18 protein-coding genes and 2 pseudogenes are annotated in these 20,674 nt (G+C 68.0%); 10 read left to right on the top strand and 10 right to left on the bottom strand.

Annotated features, from left to right (window positions below):
- Genes ACFYXH_RS33875 through ACFYXH_RS33860 form a run of 4 tightly spaced genes read left to right on the top strand, consistent with a single transcriptional unit; the run spans position 1 to position 3,712 of the window.
- A complete protein-coding gene (locus ACFYXH_RS33875; protein WP_389571261.1) occupies positions 1-1,236 on the top strand; it encodes an amidohydrolase family protein in 1,236 nt (411 codons plus the stop codon).
- 18 nt (positions 1,237-1,254) lie between these two features.
- Positions 1,255-1,461: an MbtH family protein gene (locus ACFYXH_RS33870; protein WP_389571258.1), complete on the top strand. Its 207-nt coding sequence runs from the start codon at positions 1,255-1,257 to the stop codon at positions 1,459-1,461.
- Positions 1,462-1,502: 41 nt separating this feature from the next.
- Entirely contained in the window at positions 1,503-2,111 is a 609-nt protein-coding gene (locus ACFYXH_RS33865) for an NADPH-dependent FMN reductase (RefSeq protein WP_389571479.1), read from the top strand.
- Positions 2,108-3,712: an acyl-CoA carboxylase subunit beta gene (locus tag ACFYXH_RS33860; protein ID WP_389571255.1), complete on the top strand. Its 1,605-nt coding sequence runs from the start codon at positions 2,108-2,110 to the stop codon at positions 3,710-3,712. Before ACFYXH_RS33865 ends, ACFYXH_RS33860 begins: the two co-directional genes overlap by 4 nt.
- Positions 3,713-3,959: 247 nt before the next feature.
- Here the strand turns inward: ACFYXH_RS33860 and ACFYXH_RS33855 are convergent, their stop codons facing one another.
- Positions 3,960-6,272: a LuxR C-terminal-related transcriptional regulator gene (locus ACFYXH_RS33855; protein WP_389571477.1), complete on the bottom strand. Its 2,313-nt coding sequence runs from the start codon at positions 6,270-6,272 to the stop codon at positions 3,960-3,962.
- A 126-nt stretch (positions 6,273-6,398) separates the two neighbouring features.
- A pseudogene (locus ACFYXH_RS33850) lies at positions 6,399-6,908 on the bottom strand (ATP-binding protein); the annotation flags it as partial.
- 612 nt (positions 6,909-7,520) lie between these two features.
- Here ACFYXH_RS33850 and ACFYXH_RS33845 point away from each other — a divergent pair.
- From ACFYXH_RS33845 to ACFYXH_RS33835, 3 genes are all read left to right on the top strand, one after another.
- Positions 7,521-8,603 (top strand): diiron oxygenase, encoded by a 1,083-nt coding sequence (locus ACFYXH_RS33845; protein ID WP_389571252.1) that lies wholly within the window; start codon positions 7,521-7,523, stop codon positions 8,601-8,603.
- A gap of 72 nt (positions 8,604-8,675) precedes the next feature.
- The gene (locus ACFYXH_RS33840; RefSeq protein ID WP_389571247.1) at positions 8,676-10,148 is read left to right on the top strand and encodes an MFS transporter; all 1,473 of its coding nucleotides are present in this window, start codon (positions 8,676-8,678) and stop codon (positions 10,146-10,148) included.
- Positions 10,148-10,903, top strand: a complete 756-nt coding sequence (locus tag ACFYXH_RS33835; RefSeq protein ID WP_389571244.1) for an SDR family NAD(P)-dependent oxidoreductase — start codon at positions 10,148-10,150, stop codon at positions 10,901-10,903. Before ACFYXH_RS33840 ends, ACFYXH_RS33835 begins: the two co-directional genes overlap by 1 nt.
- A gap of 58 nt (positions 10,904-10,961) precedes the next feature.
- On the opposite strand, the pseudogene ACFYXH_RS33830 reads toward ACFYXH_RS33835, so the two are convergent.
- Together ACFYXH_RS33830 and ACFYXH_RS33825 are read right to left on the bottom strand one after the other, a co-directional pair.
- Positions 10,962-11,171 (bottom strand): annotated as a pseudogene (locus tag ACFYXH_RS33830) (GntR family transcriptional regulator); the annotation flags it as partial.
- Between the two features lie 161 nt (positions 11,172-11,332).
- Positions 11,333-12,349 (bottom strand): GlxA family transcriptional regulator, encoded by a 1,017-nt coding sequence (locus ACFYXH_RS33825; protein ID WP_389571241.1) that lies wholly within the window; start codon positions 12,347-12,349, stop codon positions 11,333-11,335.
- A 74-nt stretch (positions 12,350-12,423) separates the two neighbouring features.
- Here ACFYXH_RS33825 and ACFYXH_RS33820 point away from each other — a divergent pair, with 74 nt between their 5' ends.
- The 3 genes from ACFYXH_RS33820 (at position 12,424) to ACFYXH_RS33810 (ending at position 14,274) form a co-directional block, all read left to right on the top strand.
- Positions 12,424-13,008 (top strand): cysteine hydrolase family protein, encoded by a 585-nt coding sequence (locus ACFYXH_RS33820; protein ID WP_389571238.1) that lies wholly within the window; start codon positions 12,424-12,426, stop codon positions 13,006-13,008.
- 218 nt (positions 13,009-13,226) lie between these two features.
- The gene (locus ACFYXH_RS33815; RefSeq protein WP_389571235.1) at positions 13,227-13,598 is read left to right on the top strand and encodes a type II toxin-antitoxin system Phd/YefM family antitoxin; all 372 of its coding nucleotides are present in this window, start codon (positions 13,227-13,229) and stop codon (positions 13,596-13,598) included.
- 4 nt (positions 13,599-13,602) lie between these two features.
- Positions 13,603-14,274 carry a hypothetical protein gene (locus tag ACFYXH_RS33810; protein WP_389571232.1) on the top strand — a complete coding sequence of 224 codons (672 nt, stop codon included), beginning with the start codon at positions 13,603-13,605 and terminating at the stop codon, positions 14,272-14,274.
- 205 nt (positions 14,275-14,479) lie between these two features.
- Here ACFYXH_RS33810 and ACFYXH_RS33805 read toward each other — a convergent pair whose 3' ends face one another.
- From ACFYXH_RS33805 to ACFYXH_RS33780, 6 genes are all read right to left on the bottom strand, one after another.
- On the bottom strand, positions 14,480-15,394 hold the full coding sequence (locus ACFYXH_RS33805) for a PfkB family carbohydrate kinase (protein ID WP_389571229.1): 915 nt from the start codon (positions 15,392-15,394) through the stop codon (positions 14,480-14,482).
- Positions 15,391-16,383, bottom strand: coding sequence for a zinc-dependent alcohol dehydrogenase family protein (locus ACFYXH_RS33800; protein ID WP_389571226.1), 993 nt, complete (start codon positions 16,381-16,383; stop codon positions 15,391-15,393). The genes ACFYXH_RS33805 and ACFYXH_RS33800 overlap by 4 nt, the downstream gene beginning before the upstream one ends.
- A complete protein-coding gene (locus ACFYXH_RS33795) occupies positions 16,380-17,261 on the bottom strand; it encodes a carbohydrate ABC transporter permease (RefSeq protein WP_385307703.1) in 882 nt (293 codons plus the stop codon). Before ACFYXH_RS33795 ends, ACFYXH_RS33800 begins: the two co-directional genes overlap by 4 nt.
- Positions 17,258-18,205, bottom strand: a complete 948-nt coding sequence (locus ACFYXH_RS33790; RefSeq protein WP_389571474.1) for a carbohydrate ABC transporter permease — start codon at positions 18,203-18,205, stop codon at positions 17,258-17,260. Before ACFYXH_RS33790 ends, ACFYXH_RS33795 begins: the two co-directional genes overlap by 4 nt.
- Before the next feature lie 23 nt (positions 18,206-18,228).
- Positions 18,229-19,587 carry an ABC transporter substrate-binding protein gene (locus ACFYXH_RS33785; RefSeq protein WP_389571221.1) on the bottom strand — a complete coding sequence of 453 codons (1,359 nt, stop codon included), beginning with the start codon at positions 19,585-19,587 and terminating at the stop codon, positions 18,229-18,231.
- A gap of 130 nt (positions 19,588-19,717) precedes the next feature.
- Positions 19,718-20,479 carry a DeoR/GlpR family DNA-binding transcription regulator gene (locus ACFYXH_RS33780; RefSeq protein WP_389571218.1) on the bottom strand — a complete coding sequence of 254 codons (762 nt, stop codon included), beginning with the start codon at positions 20,477-20,479 and terminating at the stop codon, positions 19,718-19,720.
- Positions 20,480-20,674: the final 195 nt, after the last annotated feature.

Below are 20,674 nucleotides of genomic sequence, written 5' to 3'. Positions count from 1 at the left end.
ATGCCTCAACTCCTGACCGGCGCCACGGTCATCGACGGACTGGGCGGCGACCCGGTGCCCCGGGGTTCGGTGCTGATTGACGGAGAACGGATCGCCGACGCGGACGTGAGGGGACCGGCGCGCGATGCCGACCTCGTCGACCTCAGCGGGCTGACCTTGCTGCCCGGCCTCATCGACGCGCATGTCCACCTCGGGCACTCCAGCGAGTCACGGGCCATCCTCAACATGGAACTGTCCGTCGCCGAGCGGGCCGCGGACATCTTCCGCACGCTGCGCCAGACCGTCGAAGCCGGGTTCACCGCGGTCCGCGACTGCGGCGGGATCGACCATGGAGTGCTGCGCACCGTGGGCCGTGGGCTCGTGCCCGGGCCCAGGATCTGGGCGTCCGCGTCCCCCCTGGTGCAGTGCGGTGGACACGGGCACCTCGGTTCGCCGTTCCTGCCGCCGGATGAGACCTTTCACTTCCGGGTGCGCGGGCTGACCGCCGTGGGCCGTATCTCCGACGGCAGTGACGAGGTGCGCAAGGCCGCTCGTGAGTGTTTCAGGCAGGGCGCGAGCTTCCTCAAGATGGCAGTCACCGGCGGGGTGGTGTCCATCGCCGACTCGCTGGACGACACCCAGTTCACCATCGAGGAGATCGCCACCGCGGTGACCGAGGCACGGGCCCGGCACACCTACGTCACAGTCCACGCGCACAACGTCGCGGGCATCCACAACGCGGTCAAGGCAGGCGTGGAGTGCGTCGAGCACGGAACCGGGATCGACGAGGAGACCGCCGCGATGATGGCGGCCGGCAACGTCAGCCTCGTGCCGACCCTGTCCATCGCGCAGGTCCTCACGGAGAACTTCGAACAGCACGGACTGCCGCCGCAGATCCGCGAACGCGTCGGCGACACGATGCAGGGCATGATCGACGGCCTGCTGGCCGCCCGGGAGGCCGGCGTACCCGTCGGCTCCGGCTCCGATCTCATCGGGCCGAACCAGAACCGGCGGGGCCTGGAAATCGCGCTCAAAGCCAAGATCCTCGGTGCGCGGGAAGCCATCATGTCGGCCACCTCGGTGAACGCCTCCATCATGCGCGTCGCCGACAGGATCGGCTCGATCGAGGCGGGCAAGTACGCCGATCTCGTCGCGGTGGACTTCGATCCGCTCGCCGAGCCCGAACTCTTCGACAACCCCGACCGCGTCGTCCTTGTGATGAAGGGCGGCACCATCGTCAAGGACACCCGCAAGTAGCGGGGGGAGAGGCAACTCATGGCGGACCACGGCAGCACTCCGGAAGCAGCCAGCAGCTATGCAGTGGTGCTCAACGAGGAAGAGCAGTACTCGATCTGGGACGTGTCGCTGCCGATGGCGGACGGCTGGCACGCAGAGGGGTTCTCCGGCAGCAAGGAGGACTGCCTCGCTCACATCGAAGACGTGTGGACGGATCTGCGCCCACGCAGCGTGCGCGCCGGCTGAACCGCCGGCCACGGCCGGGAAGGGAGACGATTGACTTGGCCATGTGGCCGAGCGAGTTGAAACCATTGGTCGTCGGCATCGGCGGCACGGGACGACCTGGATCGACGACGGACAAGGCGCTGGCAATGGCGCTGCAGGGCGCGGCGGAGGCCGGTGCCCGGACCCGTCTCTTCGATGCCGGATCTCTCGGCTTGCTGCCGCTCTTCCGGCCGCAGCATACGGAGCGCAGCGAGACCGCCCTCGAACTGCTCGACGCCCTCGCCCGCGCGGACGGCGTGCTGCTGGCCAGCCCCAGCTATCACGGCGGCGTCTCGGGGCTGGTCAAGAACGCGCTGGACTATCTGGAGGATCTCAGTGACGACCCCCGGCCCTATCTGGACGGGCGTGCAGTCGGCTGTGTGGTCACCGCCGCCGGGTGGCAGTCCGCCGGGACCACCCTGTGCGCGCTGCGGTCCATCGTGCACGCGCTGCGCGGCTGGCCGACCCCGTTGGGCGTCACGCTGAACACGACCGAACATCCTCTGACCTCAAGCGACATCGAGACCGGCCGCCGATTCGAGACGCAGCTGCTGACGGTCGGCCGGCAAGTGACCGAATTCGCCATGGCGTTCGGTGGCTCGAGCGAGGCCATGGCGGGGGCAACCAGATGACCGCGCAGCCCGAGTCCACACCTCAGCCGGCACGTGCCGTACGGCACACCACCGCAGAGCGCATCGAGAAGTTCAGGGAACGGCAGCAGCTGGCACGCGAGCCGGGATCGCCGCGGGCAGCGCGGCGGCAGCACGTACTGGGAAAGCTCACCGCGCGCGAGCGCATCGAACTGCTCCTGGACGACGGCTCCTTCATGGAGACCGACCCGCTGGCCCGCCATCGCTCGACCAACTTCGGCATCGACAGCCGACGCCCGATGGGCGACGGCGTGATCACTGGCCTGGGAACCGTCGACGGCCGTCAGGTGTGCGTGTACGCCCAGGACGCGACCTCCTTCAACGGCAGCGTCGGCGAGGTGTTCGGGGAGAAGGTGGGCAAGCTCCTCGACATCGCCATGCAGATCGGCTGCCCGGTGATCGGCATGAACGACTCCAGCGGCGCGCGGCTCCAAGAGGGCGTGCTGGCCCTCTCCGCGTACGGCCAGGTGGCCAGGAGGGTGGTCACCGCGTCGGGAATGATCCCCCAGATCTCGGTCATCATGGGCGTGTGCGCCGGCGGCGCGGTGTACACCCCGGCCGCGACGGACTTCATCGTCATGGTCAACCGGACCTCGCACATGTTCGTGACCGGTCCCGACGTGATCCGCTCGGTGACCGGTGAGACGGTGGGCCTGGAAGAGCTCGGCGGGGCGAGCGTTCATGCGCGGCGGACGGGCAACGCGCACTACATGGCGGCCGACGAGGAGGACGCCCTCGCGTACGTCAAGGACCTGTTGTCGTATTTCCCGAGCAACAACCTGGCCGAGCCGCCGAGTTACCCCACACGTGTCGATCCGGCGGGCACGGCCCGGGACCTTGAACTGGACTCGGTGATCCCGGACGTCTCCGAGCAGCCGTACGACATGCACCAGGTGATCGAACGACTCGTGGACGACGCGGACCTGCTCGAAGTGCACCCACAGTTCGCGGAGAACATTCTGTGCGGGTTCGCCAGGATGGAAGGGCACACCATCGGCGTGGTGGCCAACCAGCCCATGCACCTGGCCGGCTCGCTGGACATCGACGCCGCGGAGAAAGCCGCTCGGTTCGTCCGGTTCTGCGATGCGTTCGGCATTCCGATCCTGACCCTGGTCGATGTTCCCGGCTTCCTGCCGGGCACGGTCCAGGAGTACGGCGGGATCATCCGCCGCGGCGCCAAACTCGGGTTCGCCTACATCGAATCCACCGTGCCCAAGATCACCGTCATCACCCGCAGGGCGTTCGGCGGAGGGTATGCGGTGATGGGATCGAAGGAGCTGGGCGCGGACATCTGCTTCGCCTGGCCCACCGCGGAGATTGGCGTGATGGGCGCACGCGGCGGCGTCGACCTGCTGTTCCACCGCGATCTCGCCGCGGCCGAGGACCCCGTGACGATGGAGCGGTCCCTTACCGAACAGTACGAGGAGACGCTTACCAGCCCCTATGCCGCGGCCGAACGCGGCTGCGTCGACGACATCATCGCGCCGTCCGAGACGCGGATTTCCGTGATCAGGGCGCTGCGCGCCCTGCGGAACAAGCGGGTCGCGCCGCTGCCGAAGAAGCACAGCAATATTCCACTCTGACAGGACTGACAGGACAGGAGTTGCTGATCACATGGCGCACGCACGGGAGGGGCTGAACGCACTGTTGCGGACGCTCATCGGGATCTCTGCCGGGATTCCACTGGGTCCGGGCATGGGTGTGCCCGACGGGAGGGACATCCCGGCCACAGGCGGGGATGACCCGTCCTGCCTGAGGTGCGGCCTGCCGGCCGAACACCTCGGGCAGGACGGACCGGCAAGCAGGTCCGTCCCTCTGGACCCTGTCGCGTCAGTGCCCTGAGGCGGAGTCGGGCAGGGAGTCCGGGCCCTCGCGGGTCACGGTCGCGGCGACGGCTGCCCTGTTCGACACACCGAGTTTGGCGAAGACATTGGACAGATGCATCTCCACGGTCTTCTCCGCTATATGCAGCTTCTTGGCGATCAGCCGGTTGGTCAGCCCGTCGCTCACGAGCGCGGCGATCTGCTGCTCCCGGCCGGTCAGAGCGATCACGCTGCTTTCCGAATCGGTGCTCCTGGCGTGTGGAGCGCGGGCGGCCAGCCTGCGGCGCTCGACGCGCGCCGCTCGCGCCAGAGCGGAGGCTCCCAGCTGCTCGCAGGCCAGCTGGGTCGCCTTCAACTCCTGTGCCGCGTCGTCGAATCGGCCGTCCTGCCACAGGGCGAGGCCCACGGCCACGCGAGCGCGCAGTGCGTCGATCGCCCGGCCCGCCTCCTCCAGCCCCGCCGCGGCATGCTGTGCGGGAGCCAGTGCCGCTTCCGGGTTCTGATGAAGCAGCACCTGCGCTTCGGCCAGAGTTGCAAGAGCTATACGGCCGGGCTGCTCGAGGAGGTTCGCCGCGCGCATGGCCCGCTGCGCCCAGTCCGCCGCCCGCCCGGGCCGGCCCGCGGCGAGCTCCGCCCGGACGAGCAACTCGTACCAGGCGACCCGAGAACCGGCGTCGGCGGTCGGCAGGTCCGCCCCGCCAGCGTCGGTAACCAGAGCCAGGCATCCCTCGGGGTCGCCGTTGAGCAACCTGGCTTCAGCCAGAATCCGCAGGGCGAGTGCTTCCTTCCAGCTGCTGGCCGAGTGCCGGGGCTGCAGCGTGGCAGCGAAGGAGTTCTGCAGCGCGCCGTCGAGGTTGCCGAGAGCGATGTCCACGTATCCCTGCACCGCGTAGGCGTTGACGAGTTCTTCCGGGCTGTCCGTGCGCTCGGCGAGGTAGACCGCGTGCTCGACGGCGATCTGGGCCTCGGTGAGTTTGCCCCGGTCGCGGAGTACGAACGCCTTGCCGGCCAGCAGGTGCGGCATGAACAGCCGGTAACCGCTGCGCGTGGCGAAGCTGACCCCCTTGTCGAAGTGCCGGAGTGCTTCGTCCCAGCGTTCGAGCAGCACCTCGCTCCAGCCGATCCACATCACTGCGTCCAGGCTCTGCGCGAGCTCGCTGTCCAGCATCCCGTCCAGGATCGTGGTTGCCTGTCCGAGCAGCTCATAAGCGAGTCCCGTCCGCCCGTTGGCGGTGTTCGCCATGGCCATGAGGCCGAGGCAGGACGCCTGCAGGGGGCGGTGCCCGTGCCGTTCCACCACGGTCAGCGCCTCTTGCGCCCACTGATAACAGCCCAACGGGTCGCCGCTGTGCAGCTGTCCGGCGGCTATTTCGAACTTGAGCGATGCGCGGACCAGGGCGTCCTCGCTGCCGAGAGCATCGAGCTCCAGGCGCAGCATGGCGTCCGTCTCCTCGCGGCGTCCGAGGAGCCGTTGCACCATCGCGGCGAAGGCCACGGCTTCGGCGTGCTGGGGTGCCGGCTCCCTGGGCAGGATGCTCAGCGCCTCATGCATCAGATCGCGGCACTCCTGCAGCTGGCCCGTCGCCCCTCGCGCCTCTGCGAGCTGGGTCATCATCCTGGCCCGCCGGCCCTCGAAGCGAGGCTGCTGCGGGAGGGCGCGCAGTGCGGTGGTGAGCCAGGCCGATGCCCTACCGGGGTCGGTGGAGGCCACGGTGCGGGCCGCTTCGTCGAGCACTTCGACGGCGGGGAGATCGCCATGCTTGATCCATTGCTCCACATGCGGGGCGCGCTCGACGGCTGGGGCCCCGCGCGTACACAGAGCTTCGTCGGCACGGAGGTGCATGTCCACGCGCCAGCTCAGTTCGCTGTGGTTGTATACGGCCCGGTGGACCACCGGGTGACGGAAGGCGAAGTACTGGCCGGGTACCACCGGGTGGACCAGGTCTCGCCGGATCAACTCGCCGATCGTGCCCAGCACCGCGGTCTCGTTCCGGCCCAGCATCTGAGTGAGCAGCCCGGCTTCGAACTCGTGGCCGACGACCGCGGCGGCATCCGCCACCTCCCTCATCTCGGGTCGCAGGGGGGCCAGTTCCTCGGTGTACCGGGCGTAGTTTCCAAAGCGTGGGGTCTGGTTCAGCCGGGACAGATCGTCACGTGCGGTGAAGACCGGCTGTTCGGAGATGAGCGCCTTCAGATATCCCGGGTTTCCGCCGCTCTCCCGGTACAGGTGCCGGCGGTTGAACGCGGTGGCCTCACCGGCCAGCATCTCGCCCACTTCCTCTTCCAGAAGCGGCTCCAGATGTATGTGCTCGACGATCACCTGCTCGGACCGGCCGCGGAGGGCCGCCTGCAGCGATGGGGTTGCCTGGCGATTCCGATAGGCGAGCACGAACAGCATAGGAGCCCGCGGTGGCCTGCGCAGCAGACTCGCCAGGAGTTCAACGGAGGCTGGATCGGCGACGTGATAATCGTCAAGGACAAGAACCAGCCTGGGCACGGACAGCTGTTCCAGAAATTCGCGTACGGCGCGGAAGCCGGTTTTCGCCATGGACTTCACAGCGTCCGCCGCACGTTCTCGGTCGAAGTCCATGGTCAGCCGGAGCACCGTGTTCAAATCCTCGCGCTGCCAGGGGGGAAGTCCGTCCACTGCTGCGCGCACGAGATCATGCTGGTCGTCGAACGCGTCCGAGATCAGACCGAATGGTGCGTCATCATCATGTCGATTGACCCTGCCGGTGAATACATGGGAGTTTCCGGAACGGGCGATGCCGGCGAACTTGCCCAGTACCGCAGTCTTGCCAATGCCTGGGTCTCCCGTTATTTTGACAAGCCGGGCAACTGGCTGCCGCGCCCCTACCTGACGGAGGGCGCCGCTCAACGTACTCAAGACATCTCGCCGTCCGGCGAGAGTCTCTGTTTGTGCGGGAGTGGTTGCAGATTCTGCTGTATCCCACATTTCCGAATCGGGTGAAATAGCTAACTGACGTAGATTACGGCCGGTACGTGCCATCGCCCCCCCGTCGTGGCAGTAGGGCGCACATCCGCGTTGGTGCGGACCGCTCCCCCGTGCTTCGCGCACTACGCTTCGCACATTAGCAGCAGGGCGGGTGACCGCACAGGTGCTCGATGTAACATGCATATTGCCATTACCCCTGCAATCTGCATGCCGACCGCCGTCTTCGACATGAGTTCGTAGGCAGGGAGTGTTCGAAATCGCGCGCGGGGTGAGCCCCGCGGGGCACGGCATGGGCGAGGAGTTTGACCTGAACTTGCCGAAAATAATGGCTGATTCGCGGCGGCCACAGGTCGAGATCAATTGTAGGTGTCTTGTTTTGCACCGTGACGCGGCGGCGGGGCGCCGTCGGCCCGGACGGGTTGTCAGTATCCGGATCCGGGGGGTTTGGGCTGACAAGTAGGCACGGGCGGGACTGATCGGCCCCTGTCCCTGCCCAGGGTTATCCCCAGTGCCTAGTGAGCCTCGAGTGGACCAGACTTGGCGCGTACTTCCTCTGACCCGTGCACCTGCTGTGTCCGAGTGCGCGGGCTGTCGCTGTTTGGAGGAACGCGCGTGAGTACACGAATCTATGCACTCCCGGTCGAACAGACGCGGTGGCAAGTTCCCGGTGGGGGAACGACGGTGTTCGACTGGGAATACGACGAGGGCCGCGACCGGCTGCTCGGCCTGTACGAGAAGGGCAAGCAGAAACAGTGGGATGCGGCCGAGCGGATTGACTGGTCGATCGACATCGACATCAGCAACCCCATGGGCGTGCCGGAACAGACAATTGCCATCTATGGATCCCGAGTATGGGACAAGCTCAGCCAGAAGGACAAGGGCGTTATTCGCCATCACCTCGCTTCTTGGCAGTTCTCACAATTCCTGCACGGTGAGCAGGGTGCGCTGATCTGCTCTTCGAAGATCGTTCACACTGTGCCCGATCTTGATTCCAAGTTCTATGCAGCAACTCAGGTGATGGACGAGGCCCGACACGTCGAGGTCTATTCGCGCTACCTCCGAGAGAAACTGGGGCTGGCATACCCGATCAATCCCAGCCTCAAGTCCATCCTCAATGACGTCGTATCCGACTCCCGCTGGGACATGACATACCTGGGCATGCAGGTTCTCATCGAAGGGCTTGCACTGGCCGCGTTCGGGCTGATCCGGGACAACGCCACGGAGCCGCTCGCCCAGGCACTCAATACCTACGTGATGCAGGACGAGGCCCGGCATGTCGCATTCGGCCGGCTCGCGCTTCGCGAGTACTACCCCGAACTCACCCAGGCGGAACGGGACGAGCGCGAAGAGTTCTGCATCGAGGCGTGCTACCAGATGCAGGAGCGGTTCGTCGGCGAAGAGGTCTGGCGCAATCTCGACATCGATGCGGACGAGTGCATCGAGTTCATGCGCAACTCCGAGCACTTCCGTGCCTTCCGCAGCCATCTCTTCTCCCGCATTGTGCCGACGCTCAAGGACATCGGCCTCTTCGGACGGAAGATGAAGCATGCGTTCGGTGAGATGGGAATCATCGGCTACGAGCACCACGATCTCGACTCCCTCATGGAGCAGGACGAGAAGATCGCAAGCGATCTCGACCGCACCAGGATCGAGCAGGTCGAGAAGGTGATCACGCTGGGCGGCGCCGACGTCTGACGGTGCGCAACCTACATATCTGAAGGCCGGATCCGGCCTTTCCGCATCCAGTTTCCTCGGGAGTGCTGAGTAGTGACGACATCCGAACCGGCCCGCAAGCGGCGGGGATACCTCGCGGTGACTCTGACGGCGTCAGGGGGCACTTTCCTCGCGATGCTCGACTCCACGGTCACCAACCTGGCGGTGCCGGATCTGTCCGAGGACTTCCCCACCGCCTCGTTACCCAACCTCTCCTGGGTCATCAGCGCCTACGCGGTGATGTTCGCGGCGCTTCTGGTGCCGGCCGGGCGGCTGTCGGACGTACTGGGCCGGAGACGTCTGTTCCTTCTCGGCATCGGGATCTTCACCGTGGCCTCGCTGCTGTGCGGTGTTGCGCCCAACCTCCCTGTACTCATCGCGACCCGCGGGCTGCAGGGGGTGGGCGCCGCCGCGATGATCCCGGCATCGCTGGCGATCCTGCTCCTCGACGGGCCGGCAGACCAACGGGTGAAGTCGATCGGCTTGTGGAGCGCGGCCTCGGCGTTCGCCGCGGCGGTCGGCCCCAGCGTCGGCGGGGTGCTGGTCGACGTGTTCGGCTGGCGCTCGGTGTTCTACGTCAACCTCCCCTTCGGTCTCCTGCTGATTTTCGCGGCCGTACGGCTGCTGCCCCGTCCCGCCGGCTCGGACAAGAAGCAGATTCCGGACCCGCTGGGCACCCTTCTGGTCGCTCTCGCGGTCGGTGCAATGACCGTGGGAGTCACCGAGGGCGGCACCTGGGGCTGGTGGGACGGCAGGACACTGGCCTGCCTGGTGGGCGGAGCCGCCGGTGCGGTCGTCGCCGTGCTGCGCTCCAGGAAGCATCCGGCGCCTGCCCTCGAGACGTCTCTGCTGGGCAATCGCTCCTTCGCCGTCACGAACGTGGTGTCACTCCTGTACGGCATGGCGCAATACCCGTGGCTGCTGGTCAGCGTGCTCTACCTGACCGGCTCCTGGCACTACTCCGAGCTCAAGGCGGGCTTTGCCATGACACCGGGCGCGGTCGCGGCGTCCGTCGCCGCGCTGGCCATGAGCCGGCTGGCCCCGCGACTGGGAGGACCCCGAGGCGCCACGCTGTCCGGGCTGCTGGCCTTCGTGGCGTGCGGTCTCTGGATGGTGTTCGGGCTCACCGACACCCCCTCGTTCCTGACCTTCTGGCTGCCTGCGGGATGCCTGGTCGGCATCGGCATGGGGGCGGCCACCATGGGGACCTCGGCTGCGGCGGCGCTGAGCGCTCCGCCCACCCGGTTCGCCGCGGCAAGCGGTATGAACACCACCGCGCGGCAATTCGGCGGCGCGCTGGGCATCGCCGCACTGGCGGTGATCATGCAGCAGCGCACCGAGGACGGCGGCGGCACGAACCTCGACGCGTATGTGGGCGTCTTCGCCTTCTCCACCGTCGTCGCCGGCGTCGCACTGCTCATCAGCCTGTTCTGGCTGCGTGTCACCCCGCCGCCGCAAGCGCAGGCCGCCCCCGCTGCCAGGCCCGGGACGGCGTCGCCCGCCGCTGAGGAACGGAGTCGAGGGTGATGGACTCCGAGCGGCACGAGGCCACCCCACGGCGTACGGCACTGGTGACCGGCGCCAACAAGGGGCTCGGCAAGGAGATCAGCCGACAGCTCGCGGCGCTGGGGATGAGCGTTCTGCTCACCGCCCGGGACGAGGAGCTGGGCAGAGCCGCTGCGGCCGAACTCGCGGCCGAGGGCGGTGACATCCGATTCGCACGGCTGGATGTGACCGAGGAGAAATCGGTCCGGTCGGTCGCCGAGCTCGTCGACGGATTCTTCGGCCGTCTCGACATCCTCGTCAACAACGCGGGAGTGAGCGGAGTGGTCCGGGGGGAACCCCTGCCCTTCGACGAGATTTCCGTCGAGACGCTGAGAAGCACGCTCGAGACGAACTTCGTCGGAGCGTTCGCGCTCACGCAGGCGTTGCTGCCCGCGCTGCGCACCGCTGGGGGCCGGGTAGTGAATGTGACCAGCGCGCTGGCCACCTTCGCACGGACCACGGGAAGCGGTCCGGCGGGACGGGCGGACCTCATTCCGTACTGTGCGTCCAAGGTGGCCCTGAACATGACCTCGGTGCTCCTCGCCGACCAGTTGAGGGATTCGGGCGTCACCGTCTGCTCGGTCTCTCCCGGATACGTCGCGACCGACATGAACAACTTCGCGGGTACGAAAACAGTTCGCGACGGCGCACGGACCGTTGTGCGCTTCGCCACCGCAGCCTCCGATGAGCTGCCCGACCGGGCCTTCATCACGGAAGAGGGTGTCGCGCCCTGGTGAGGGGCCACGAGCAAGAGGCGGCCAGGTCTGCGATTTCGTGGTCGCGGGTGGTGGGTCGGGGTAGGCGCCGATCGAGTTGCAGTGCCCCGTACTGCTGCTGCGTAGGCACTCGCGCGGAGATCCTGTCCACGCTCAGCCGAGGCGGGTACCCCAATTCGGCGAGGAGCGTCGGCGTGCCGCCCTTGATCTTGCGGCGCTCCATCCTCGCCGTACCCCGGGCGATGTCCAGCGGGCAGTAGGACGTGACCAGTTCCGCCGACTCGTCGTCGTGGTGTCCATGGGGCCGATCAGCCATAGGTACTCGTCGATTCCGCCGGGCCCGTACAGGTCCATGAACGCCTTGCAGTCACGACATAGCCGGTACCGGCAGAGCAGCATTTCCGCCGTACCACCGGCCCGGATCACGGGAGGATCCGGCGCGGCGAGCCGTCAGGCGCGGGCGGGCGGTGTGAGTTCGGTGCCCGGTCTGGGCGACGTGTGGGCGGCGAAGGAGGCGCGGTAGGCGCGCGGGCTGGTGGCGAGGCGCGCGGCGAAGTGCTGGCGCATCGTGATCTCGCTGCCGAAACCCGTACGGCGGGCGACCTCGGGCATGGGCAGGTCGGTGTGTTCGAGGAGCTTCTGGGCGGCGGCGATGCGCTGGTCCAGGAGCCAGCGCAGGGGCGTCGCGCCGGTGGCCGCGGCGAAGTGGCGGGCGAAGGAACGTGCCGACATGCCCGCGTGGGCGGCGAGGTCAGCGACGGCGAGCGGTTCGTGGAGGTGATGGAGGGCATATTCGCGCACGGATGCGAGGGCGTCGGCGTCGCGGTCGGTGCGCGGGGTGGGGTGTTCGATGAACTGAGCCTGGGTTCCGGTACGGAAGGGGGCGGTGACCATCGAGCGGGCGATCGTCGCGGCCGCCTCGGCGCCGTGAGCCGTACGGACCAAGTGCAGGCACAGGTCGATGCCGGCCGCCGTACCGGCGGCGGTCCAGATGCTGCCGTCCTCGATGAAGAGCGCGTCGGGTTCGACGGTGACGCGAGGGTGATGGGCGCGGAGCAGATCGACGAGGTTCCAGTGTGTGACCGCGCGGCGGCCATCGAGGAGGCCGGCCTGGGCGAGTGTGAAGGCGCCGCCGCACAGGGCGGCGATGGTGGTGCCGCGGACGTGTGCGCGGCGCAGGGCCTCGAGTACTGGTTCCGGGGCGCGGGTGAGATGGTCGTCCAGGCCGGGGACCAGGATCAGGTCGGCACGAGCCAGCCAGGTGAGGGTGCGGTCGGGGGTGAGGCTGAGACCCCCGCGCATGCGGACGGGCGTGGTGTCGGCGGCGACGCGGCGCAGGTCGAAGGCGGGGACGCCGCGGTCGGTGCGATCCGTGCCCCAGACCTCGGTGATGACCGAGACGTCGAAGGCTCGTATGCCCGGGAAGCTGACGAGGGCGACACGGTACGGGACGGGGTCGGCGGACACCGTGGCAGTAAACCATCGATCGCTGACTTGTGCACCTCTGGGGCCAAGTGGACCGGGGCGGCAGGATCGTGGACATGAAGATTGCAGAGAGCGCAGCACTGGTCGTGGTGGACGTACAGAAGGGCTTCGATGAGCTGGACTTCTGGGGTCGGCGGAACAATCCGGAGGCCGACGAGAACATCGCCTCGCTCATCGACGCATGGCAGGCCACGGGGCGGCCGGTCGTCTTCGTCCGGCACGACTCGTCGAAGCCGGACTCGCCGCTGCGGCAGGGACACGAGGGGAACGGCTTCAAGAAGTACGTCGAGCAGCGGCGCGGAAAGGGGCCCGCGGCGGAGCTGTTTGTGACGAAAACCGTGAATTCGGCCTTCTACGGGACGCCGGACCTGGACGCGTGGTTCAGGGCTGAGGGCATCTCGCAGTTCGTGGTGGCCGGGATCCAGACCAATATGTGCGCGGAGACGACGGCACGGATGGGTGGAAACCTTGGGTACGAGGTGCTCTTCGCGCTGGACGCGACGTACACGTTCGATCTTGAGGGGCCGTTCGGCTGGCGGCGGACCGCGGACGAACTGGCGCAGGCGTCGGCCGTGTCACTGCACGGCGGAGGCTTCGCGACGGTGGTGACGACCAAGGAGCTCGTGGCCGCAGCGGCCTGAACGCGGCCGCCCCCGTACACGGACGCATCGGCGAGACCGTAGCGGCTCGCCCCGCCGGAGGGGGATCGATGCCGTTGGTCAATTCGGGCCCGGCGTGACGTCGGCCTTCACGGGACCTGGTTGTGGTCGTGAAGGCCGACGTTGTCCTGCGTGCTGTACGCGAACCCGTCATGACCGGCTGACCGCCCGGGGCCCGGCGGTCGGTAGCGTCGACGTCCATGAACAGTATTGAACTGACGGACGCCGTCCAGGACTTCGGCCGCCTGGTCGCTCTCGTGGAGGAGACCGGCGAGCGCGTGACCCTCACCGAGGACGGCCTGCCGGTGAGCGTGCTACTCCCGGCGGCCGAGCTGGCGTTCGCCGAGTTCCTCGCCCGTCAACCCCCGGTCGGCGAGCAGAAGGGGCTGGTTCGATCGGGGCAGCCTGCCGGGCGCGAGCGTCCGCAGGCTGCGGGTAGAGACCACAGTTCCCCGCCGGTTGCGCGTCACGTGAACAGGGTTGTCCAGGATGGCTGCGACGCCGTGATCACACCAGCCATACCAAGACCATCTCACCCGCGACCAGCAGACTTGGGACAGCCCATAGGGTGAGCGGATGGTCGAACGCGATGCAAGGAAGATGCCGGCGGTGCTGCCCGCCCACGCGATCGAGGTAGGGACCGAGCCGCTGAACCGGCCGACGCGAAACTCAGTGGGCGGCTGGCCGTTCCTCGACGATGCCCAGGAATGGCCCGAGTGTTTTTGCGGCGAGCGGATGGCCCTGTTCTTCCAACTCGACATACCCCTCGACCTGGAGCACTTCGGCGGAGACCACCTGCTGGTCTTCCACTGCCGCACGCACAACGACGCATCCGACCCCAAGATGGCTGCTGGCCGGCTCGTGCCCCGGTACTGGGATGCTCCGCAGCCGCCCTACCCGCGTCCGTTCTGGCGCGTGCTGCTCCAGCGCCACGCGGCGCTGCCGGCGGCTGAGACCGAACCGTCCCTGTGCGCCCTGCCACTGACGCTGCAGCCCTTCGTGGACACCCCCAACCCGCACGGGCTCGGAGCCCAGACATTCAAGGTCGGCGGTACCCCGTCCTGGGCGCAGGATCCTGAGCACTACAAGTGCGCGTGCGGCGCCGATTTGGTGTACGTCTGCCAGGTGCCGGAGGGCATGGAATTCGGCGCCGACACCGACGGGCTGTTTCTCGGCAACGAGATCTACCTGCTGGCGTGCCCCAGCCACTGCGATCCGGCGGCTGTCTGGCCGGTGAACCAGAACTGACCCTTGGGCGTCACCGGCCTGCACAACCCCGTCGGCGCCGATAACCCCACAACGAGCAGGTCAGCCGACGGCTCCGTAGATCATTTACGGGACGACCCTTAGGACAACGTCGGCCTTCACGACCACAACCAGGTCGTGAAGGCCGATGTCACGCCGGGCCCCGAATTGACCAACGGCATCGAGGGGGATCCGGCGGGGCGAGCGGTCACGCGTGGGCGGGGGCCGTCGGCTCGGTGCCCGTCTGGGTGACGACCGAAGCCGCCACCTGCGCCGCGAACTCCAGCATGCTCACCGCACGGTCCGGGCTCAGCGTGCGATCCCAGCCGGCCCTGGTGCCGAGCCGGGCGAGGACGCCCGCCATGAAGGCGTCCCCGGCGCCGATGGTGTTGACCACATCGACCGGGACGGCCGGTACGGAGACGGGCGGACCGGCCGGGGTGTAGGCGGCGGCGCCGTGGGCGCCGCGTGTCATCACCACCAGGCGTCCCTCCCCGGCAAGCCTGCGGCAGCTCTCGTCCGGATCCCTGTCCGGCCACAGCCGCAGCAGATCCTCGTCGCTCGCCTTCACCACATGGGCCAGCGCGCACAGATCACGGAGCAGCCCCAGGCCCCGGCGGGGGTCGATCGTGCGGTCCTCGCGCACATTGGGGTCCACCACCAGCAGCGAGTGCCGGGCGGCCGCCTGCGCGGTCGAGGCGACGGCCTGCGCCGCCGGTTCGACCACCGCGGCCAGGCCTCCCACGTACACCGCGCCGAAGCGGCCGACGTCGGCCGCCCGGTCCGGGAACCGGAAGGTCGCGGTGGACTGGAGGTGGAAGTGGTAGCCGGTCCCCGTCTCCCCCGGATCAGCGACCGCCAGTGCAGTGGGGAGGTCGGAGCGGGCGCAGCGGGTGAGATCCACGCCGGCGTCCGCCAACCGCCGTTCGATGCTCCGCGCGAAGCCGTCACCGCCGAGCGCTCCGGCGAAAGCGACAGGAGTGCCGAGGCGCGCGAGGCCGACCGCCACATTGGCGGGTGCGCCGCCGGGCTGCGCGCGCCTGACGTCCGGCTCGCTCGGCACGGGGACGAGATCGACGAGCGCTTCGCCCAGTACCAGGACTCCGTCGGGCCCGTCGCTCACGGCTCCACCACGATCTTGCGGCCGATGCCCGCCTTGAACCGGTCGATGGCCTCGGGGTACTGGTCCAGCGGCAGCCGGTCGCTGATGAAGACGGACGGGTCGAGCACCCCGGTCGCGAAGAGCGCGGCGGCCCGCTCATAGCTGTGCAGCACCGCCATGGAGCCGGTGATGGTGATCTCCTGGTTGTAGATCCGGTACGGCTCGATCACCGCGGTCGTCGCATAGTCGGCGACCCCGAACTGCAGGAAGGTGCCTCCCTTGGCGACCCGTCCGAGGCCGTCCTGGATGGCCCCCGCATTGCCGGTCGCGTCGATGACGAAATCCCAGCCGCCCGGCTGCTCCAGCTCCTCGGCGGTGGCTGCCGAGCGGGAGCAGCCGAGCAGCGAGGCCGTCGCGAGACGGTCCGGATTGACGTCGAGTATGTCCACGCCCGCGGCGCCTGTGCGTTTGGCGAGCTCCAGCATCATCAGACCCATGGTCCCCGAGCCGTAGATCAGCACCTTGGCGCCGAGGGTGCTGCTGTTGAGCACGTCGTATCCGCGGACCGCGCAGGACAGCGGCTCGATCAGCGCCGCGTCCCTGACGTCGATGTGGTCCGGCAGGCGTACGCAGTTCGCGACGGGGGCGACGGCGAACTCGGCCGCACCGCCGGGCACGGTGACGCCGATGGCCGCCCAGTTGTCGCAGAGGTTGCCCCTTCCGGCCCGGCAGTAGCGGCATTCGTGACAGTGCAGGGACGGGTCGACCGCGACCTTGTCGCCGACGGCCAGTTCGCTGACATCCCTCCCGATGCCCACGATCTCACCGGCGAACTCATGGCCGGGCAGGATCGGCAGCCTGGGCGCGAACTCGCCCTGCAGAATGTGCAGATCGGTGCCGCACAGACCGCACGAGGCCACCGAGACGACGACCTCCCGCGGTCCCGGCGTGGGGTCGGGAACCGTCGTGACGGAGACCTTGCCGGGGGCTTCGACGATCGCTGCCCTCATTTAACAGCTCCTAGGGAAAGGCCCTGGACGAGCTTGTCCTGGGCGGCGTAACCGGCGGCGAGCACCGGCAGGGACACAACGACGGACGCGGCGCACAGCTGGGCGAGGAACAGGCCCTGGCTGGTGACGAATCCGGTCAGATAGACGGGCGCGGTCTGGGCGACCACGCCGGTGAGCACGCGGGCGAAGAGCAGCTCGTTCCAGCTGAAGATGAAGCAGATCAGGGCGGTGGCCGCGATCCCGGGAGCGGCCACCGGCGCGACGACCCGGGCCAGCACGGTCGGCAGCCGGGCGCCGTCGACCTGCGCGGCTTCGATGATGGAGACGGGTACGTCCGCCAGGAAGGACTGCATCATCCAGACCGCGATCGGCAGATTCATCGAGGTGTAAAGAATGACGAGGAGCCAGATGTTGTCCAGCATCCCGGCGTTCTTCGCGAAGAGGTAGACGGGCAGCAGACCGGCGACGACCGGGAGCATCTTGGTGGACAGGAAGAAGAACATCACGTCCGTCCACTTGCGTACGCGCCGGATGGAGAGCGCGTACGCCGCCGGGAGGGCGAGGACGAGCACCAGCAGCGTGGAGAAAGCTGACGCGGTCAGGGAGTTGATCAACGACGGCCAGGGGCTGGGGCCGCCGCCCGCGCCGAAGAACTCCCGGTAGCCGGCGAGGGTCAAGGGCGCGCCGAGGGAGGGCGGATTGGTCGCCGCGTCCGCCTCCGAGTGCAGTGAGGTCAGCAGCATCCATGCGGCCGGCAGACAGAACCCGATGCCCGCCACCCAGGCCAGCAGGCCGAGCGCTGCGGTGCGGCGCCTGGCCCGGCGCGCGGCGGGTGGCAGCAGTGTCGAAGGAGCCGGAGCGGCCGTGGTGGCGGTCATGCGCGGTTCCCCTCCTCACGGAAGAGGGACGAGACCACCCGGAGCGCGAATGTCGCGATGATCATCGTGCCGATCACAACGACGACTCCCGCGGCGGACGCCAGTCCGTACTCGTGGGCTTGGTAGAAGGTCTGGTAAATCGTGTACGGGAGGTTGGCGGTGCCGAGTCCTCCGGAGGTGATCGTGAACACCGCGTCGAAGTTCTGCACGATGTACACCGAGCCGAGCAGGACGCCCAGTTCGAGGTAGCGGCGCAGATGGGGCAGGGTCAGATAGCGGAACGTCTGCCAGGCGCTCGCTCCGTCGAGGCGCGCCGCCTCCATCATCTCGGCGGGCCTGCTCTGCAGTCCCGCGAGGAGGATCAGCATCATGAACGGCGTCCACTGCCAGACGAGCGCCGCTTCGACGGCCATGAGCGGCATGCCGGATATCCAGTCGGGCTGGGCCGGGGACGTATCGCCGAACAGCTCGCCGACCCAGGTCAGTGCCCCGTTGAGCAGTCCGTACTCCGAGTTGTAGAGCGCGTGCTTCCACAACAGCGCCGCGGAGACGGGCACGATCAGGAAGGGCGTGATGAGCAGGGTGCGCACCATGCCGCGGCCGAAGAAGGAGCGGTCGAGAAGCAGGGCGAGCAGCAGTCCGAGCACCACGGTGGCGACGACGACGCTCGCGGTGAGCAGGACGGTGGTGAAGACCGAGTCGCGCAGCTCGGGGTCGGTGACCACGGAGGTGTAGTTGGACAGTCCGGCGAAGCTGCGCGCGTCGGGGTTGAGGGAGTTCCAGTCGAAGAGCGAGATCACCAGCGTTGCCACGAACGGCAGTTGGGTGACCGCGATCAGGAAGACGAGGGCCGGAAGGAGCGGGGCCCGGGTGGCCCAGGCCCGTACGCCCCCCTTCCGCTCCTTCGGCTGCCGCGCCTGCTTCGACCGGACCTGAGGGTTCAGCGGCTGTGTGGTGACGGAGGCACTCACTGCTGCTCCCTGCCGACCTTCTCGGCCAGCTTCTGGGAGGCGGCCAGGGCCTGGTCGACGGACTGGCGGCCGGCGATGGCCGCGCTGATCTCCTGCGAGACCTTGGTGCCGAGGTCGGTGAACTCGGGGATGCCGACGAACTGGATTCCGGCCGCGGGGCGGGGCTGGGTGCCGGGGTTCTCCGGGTTGGCGCTCGCGATGGCTTTCTCGGTGATGTCCGCGAAGGCACCCGCGGCCTTGCGGTACTCCGGGTTGGCGTAGGTGGAGGCCCGCTTGCCCGCGGGCACATTGGCCCAGCCGCTCTTGCCGCCGACCAGTGCCTCGTACTTCTTGCTGGACGCCCAGGAGATGAACTTCCAGGCGCTGTCGGACTTCTTGGACGCCTTCTGCATGCCCCAGGCCCAGGTGTAGAGCCAGCCGGAGCTCTTGGTCTTCTCCACCGGCGCAGGTACGTATCCGATCTTGCCCTTCACGGGGGATCCGGCAGCCTCCAGGGAACCGGCTCCGGCCGTGGCGTCGTACCACATCGCGGTTTTGCCCTGGGTCATGTTGTTGAGGCACTCGGCGTACCCGGACTGGGCCGCGCCCGCCTCACCGTGCTTGCGCACGAGGTCGACGTAGAACTGGGTGGCCTTCTTGAACTCCGGGGAGGTGAGCTTCGCCTGCCAGTCCTTGGTGAACCAGGTACCGCCCATGGTGTTGACGACGGTGGTGAGCGGGGCGATGACCTCGCCCCAGCCGGGGAGCCCGCGCAGACAGATGCCCTTCATGCCGCTCTCGGCGCCGTCCGCCTTGGCCGCGAGATCGGCCACCTGCTGCCAGGTGGGCTGCGCCGGCATCGTCAGCCCCTTCCTCGCCAGGACGTCCTTGCGGTACATGAGGAAGGACGACTCGCCGTAGAAGGGCTCGGCGTAGAGCTTTCCGTCCTTGGCGGTGAGCGAATCCCGCAGCGGCTTGAGGATGTCCTCCTGGTCGAAGGCGGAGTCCTTCGCCGCGTACTCGCCGAGCTCGTGCAGCCAGCCGTTCTTGGCGTAGAACGGCACCTCGAAGTTGCTGATGGTGGCGACGTCGTACTGGCCCGCCTGGTTGGAGAAGTCCTGGCTGATCTTGTCGCGGACGTCGTTCTCCGGGAGCACGGTGAAGTTGACCTTGATGCCGGTCTCCTTGGTGAAGTGGTCCGCGGTCAACTTCTGCAGCTCGACCATCTGCGGGTTGTTCACCATGAGTACGTTCACCGCCTCGCCCCCGCCGGAGGAGGAAGCACCTGCTCCGCTGCACCCCGCGAGCAGGGCCATGGCTGCCGTGCCCGCCCCCACACTCAGGCGGATTCCACGTGGTCGTCGCTGGAGGGGCATGATTTCTCCTGATCGGTCGTAGCGGCTCGGTGATTGGTGGTTCAGGGCATGAAGGCCCTGCCTCGGCCGGGCTGCTGGGTATCAATGCGCTTATGGGGTACGGCAGTTGGGCACCGAGGGCGCGTCGGGGTCAGACGCGGATGATCTGGGGGCCGAGGAGGGAGTAGCGCTGCGCCTCGGCCGAGGGCAGGCCCACGTCGGTGACGATCGCCTCGAAGTCGCCGACGTCGGCGAAGCGGCAGAAGCTCGCCGCGCCGAACTTCGTATGGATTCCGGCGAAGACCCGTCGGCGGGCGCTGCGCATGGCCTGCGCCTTGACCTCGCTGACCGCGGGGTCGGGTGTGGTCAGTCCGTGTTCACGGGAGATGCCGTTCGCGCCGACGTACGCCAGATCGATGACGAAGTCGGCGAGCATCCGGGTGGCCCAGTGGTCGACCGTGGCCATGGTGCCGCCGCGGACACGTCCGCCGAGCAGCAGCACCGAGGTCTTCTCGGCGTCGGCGAGGACGGTCGCCACCGCCAGGGACGCGGTGACGACGGTCAGTGGCCGGTCCCGCGGCAGCGCTTCGGCGACGAGCTGCGGGGTGAAGCCCTCGTCGACGAAGACCGTCTCGGCGTCGCCGAGCAGATCGGCGGCGGCCGTCGCGATCCGGGACTTCTGCGGCACATGTCGGGTGGTGCGCACGGCGAGCGTGGTCTCGAAGCCGGCGGACTCGACGGGGTAGGCCCCGCCGTGCGTACGCCGGACCAGGCCGTGCTCCTCCAGGGTGTGCAGATCCCGCCTGATGGTCTCCTTGGCCACCCGGAACTGGTCGGAGAGCCGGTTGACGTCGACCGACCCGTCCCGCCGGGCCGTCTCGAGAATTCCTCGTCTGCGTTCCTCGGTGTCCACGGCACACTTCCTTGCTTCTGCTTTCTGCTTCTGCGTCTGCTTCTGCTGGTGCTGGTGCTGGTGCTGCGAGCCGGCGTCCGTTCGGGCTCATGCGTCGTTTGTACAAGCAGGCACGGCCGCTCGACCAGGCTCTTCGCTGAGTCTGCTGTGCCCGAATCTGCCCGTTTCAGCAAAGCCGTCGGCGCTGGTCGGGCA

Source organism: Streptomyces sp. NPDC002730 (assembly GCF_042888805.1).
GTDB lineage: Bacteria > Actinomycetota > Actinomycetes > Streptomycetales > Streptomycetaceae > Streptomyces.
The sequence above is the reverse complement of the archived record's forward strand: the minus strand, read 5'-3'. Positions and strand labels throughout refer to the sequence as shown.

Coding starts and splice junctions, on each gene's coding strand:
- ACFYXH_RS33785 (WP_389571221.1), bottom strand. CDS start 19,587: ATGCCCCTCCAGCGACGACCACGTGGAATCCGCCTGAGTGTGGGGGCG.
- ACFYXH_RS33870 (WP_389571258.1), top strand. CDS start 1,255: ATGGCGGACCACGGCAGCACTCCGGAAGCAGCCAGCAGCTATGCAGTG.
- ACFYXH_RS33810 (WP_389571232.1), top strand. CDS start 13,603: ATGGTCGAACGCGATGCAAGGAAGATGCCGGCGGTGCTGCCCGCCCAC.
- ACFYXH_RS33815 (WP_389571235.1), top strand. CDS start 13,227: ATGAACAGTATTGAACTGACGGACGCCGTCCAGGACTTCGGCCGCCTG.
- ACFYXH_RS33800 (WP_389571226.1), bottom strand. CDS start 16,383: ATGAGGGCAGCGATCGTCGAAGCCCCCGGCAAGGTCTCCGTCACGACG.
- ACFYXH_RS33865 (WP_389571479.1), top strand. CDS start 1,503: ATGTGGCCGAGCGAGTTGAAACCATTGGTCGTCGGCATCGGCGGCACG.
- ACFYXH_RS33820 (WP_389571238.1), top strand. CDS start 12,424: ATGAAGATTGCAGAGAGCGCAGCACTGGTCGTGGTGGACGTACAGAAG.
- ACFYXH_RS33795 (WP_385307703.1), bottom strand. CDS start 17,261: ATGACCGCCACCACGGCCGCTCCGGCTCCTTCGACACTGCTGCCACCC.
- ACFYXH_RS33860 (WP_389571255.1), top strand. CDS start 2,108: ATGACCGCGCAGCCCGAGTCCACACCTCAGCCGGCACGTGCCGTACGG.
- ACFYXH_RS33835 (WP_389571244.1), top strand. CDS start 10,148: ATGGACTCCGAGCGGCACGAGGCCACCCCACGGCGTACGGCACTGGTG.
- ACFYXH_RS33875 (WP_389571261.1), top strand. CDS start 1: ATGCCTCAACTCCTGACCGGCGCCACGGTCATCGACGGACTGGGCGGC.